We start from the raw sequence: 2,329 nt of genomic DNA, 5'->3' as shown, positions 1-2,329 counted from the left end.
TAGGCATCGGCGATGCGATAGACCTGACCGTCGATTACCTGGCCGGCCGGTAGCAGGCCGATGGTCTCGAGCTCGCGGCCGGCCAGGGCGATCAGCTCGGTATCGTCCATGCACCAAAGTTCATCACCCTCATTGCAGAAGTACTCGAGACCCAGGCCGGACTTGGTCTCGTCTGCTACCATAGCCTTGCTCCAGTTCGTGTAATTCTGGATGCGGGCCACCTGGACCCCAGGTTCGTGCACATAGATCCAGTTGTCGGGGAACAGGTCGGCCCCATCCACGATCAGGCACACGGTAAGAAACCCCCGGTGCTTGAGGTTCCCGGCAGCCGCCAGCACCGGCGGCGGTGGCGGCGGGTCTAGTTTTCCTACCAGCTCGGACAGCGGCATGCTGGATACGAACAGCTCGGCGGCGATCGAATACTCACGTTCCCCTTCGCGCACCACAATCCTGTCGATGTGCATCCTGTTCCTATGCACACGAATCACATCCGTATTCATGCGCACCTCTCCGCCCCCGCCGTGGATCCGCCGACGTGCCGCCTCCCACATCATGCCCGGACCGAAGCGCGGATAGTGAAACTGGTCGATGAGCGTGGTGACCCTGGTGCCGGTCTTGCGGACCAGGTTCTTTATTACCACCCCCAGCGACAGCCCCCGGATCCGTTGCGCCGCCCATTCGGCGCGCAGCTCGTTACAGGGGATACCCCAGACCTTTTCCGTGTAGGTCTTGAAAAAGTGCTCGAACAGACACTTGCCGAAGGCATTGGTCACCCAGTGTTCGAAGGTCGTCACCTGCCGGTAGGGTAGCAACTGCCAGCGCAGGTAGCTGGCCAGGATCCTGATGCTTTCCCACGGTCCCAGGCCCATCAGGGCATCCCACAACCGCGGTGGATAGGCGAAGAACTTATGTCGGTAGAAGATCCTCGAAAGCCGCGATCGCAACAGGAAATCCTCGCCGAGCAGGTCTTGCCACATCCCCTTGACGTAATCCGACTTGGTAAAAAAACGGTGTCCCCCCATGTCGAAACTGAACCCTTGGTAGGACTCCGTGCGGGCGATCCCGCCGACGATCGAGTCCTTTTCCAGCACCAGGGGGACGTGACCGTGCCGGAGGAACTCCAGGGCCGCCGCCAGTCCCGCCGGCCCGGCGCCGATGACGATGCAGTCGGGTGACCGGCCGGTGTCCGGGACTGGTTTATCTTCGGCCTTGTCTACCATTGGCTCACACGGACACACCGCCGTTACCGGGGCGATGGCCGTACCCGGAGACGGGCCTTCAATCTCTGCCATCCACAGCCGATGGCACCCAGGATAAACCCCAAACCACTGTTGAAGTGATAGAACCAGTGCAGGGGAACGGCGGCCAGCGCCCGCGCCCAACCCCGTCGGGTACGCAGGAAGCGGAAGAAATCGAGATTGACCCCGATGAACAGGCCCAGTGCCGGCGGCATCACCAGCAATGCCTGGGGCCACACAAGCGCCGCAAGCAATGCCGACAGCAACAGCCAAGCCATGGCCACGGAGACCCGCTGTCCCCAGCCCAGGCTGAAATCACTCGGCATTTCCTCATGGGTGAGGATCAACCGGGTCCAGGGGATAGCGCGCAGAAACAAATCGGTGCGGGCCATGGAGCCGAACGACCAGCGCCTGAGATGTTTGCCCTGCACCGTGCGGTCGAGCCGTATGGGATAGCCTGCATCGCGTAGCCGGTAGCCTAGTTCGATATCTTCCATGGCCCGACCGAACTCGGCTACGTCGAATCCTCCAATCGCATCGAAGGTGGATTTCCTGACGGCACCGAGTCCGGTCCAGAAGTGCGACGCCTGCTCCGGGGCCTGCTGGTGCACATAATGATGCAACAGGTTGCGGTACTCACTGACCGGGTTACGTGCCTCGGGCTCCTTGTCGTAGGAGCCGATGACGGCGGTGCAGCCCGGATCCTCGGCAAAATGGCACGCCAATCTGCCCAGGGCATCCGGTGCAACCGCCACATCGGCATCGACGAAGACCAGGACCTCACCGCCGGCGCGGGCGGCGCCCAGATTCCGGGTCACGCCGGGCCCCGCGTTGACCTCGGCAGTAACCAGCTCGACCCCTGACCGGGAGGCCACCGCCACGGATCGATCCTGCGAGGCATCGTCGACCACGATGATTTCGTTCGGGAGGACCTGGCTGCGTTCCAGCAGGGCGTCGAGACAAGCACCCAAGGTCTCCGCCGCATTGAAACAAGGTATGATCACCGACAGGCTGACGCCGGATGGAGGAGGGGTTTTTCCCATGGTTAAAAAAGTGCTTTCGGTGGCTGAAGAAGGATCCCATCCTTGGGA

2 protein-coding genes are annotated in these 2,329 nt (G+C 62.0%); both read right to left on the bottom strand.

The annotated features are described in order from the left end of the window. A partial coding sequence (locus tag BQ17_RS14510) for an FAD-dependent oxidoreductase (RefSeq protein ID WP_089728244.1) occupies nucleotides 1–1,220 on the bottom strand: 1,220 nt, incomplete at its 3' end. Nucleotides 1,221–1,243: 23 nt separating this feature from the next. After that, nucleotides 1,244–2,242: a glycosyltransferase family 2 protein gene (locus tag BQ17_RS14505; RefSeq protein WP_176722444.1), complete on the bottom strand. Its 999-nt coding sequence runs from the start codon at nucleotides 2,240–2,242 to the stop codon at nucleotides 1,244–1,246. Nucleotides 2,243–2,329 lie beyond the last annotated feature (87 nt).

The sequence above is a fragment of the Candidatus Thiosymbion oneisti genome, assembly GCF_900092655.1.
In the GTDB taxonomy this organism is placed as follows: domain Bacteria; phylum Pseudomonadota; class Gammaproteobacteria; order Chromatiales; family Chromatiaceae; genus Thiosymbion; species Thiosymbion oneisti.
The sequence above is the reverse complement of the archived record's forward strand: the minus strand, read 5'-3'. Positions and strand labels throughout refer to the sequence as shown.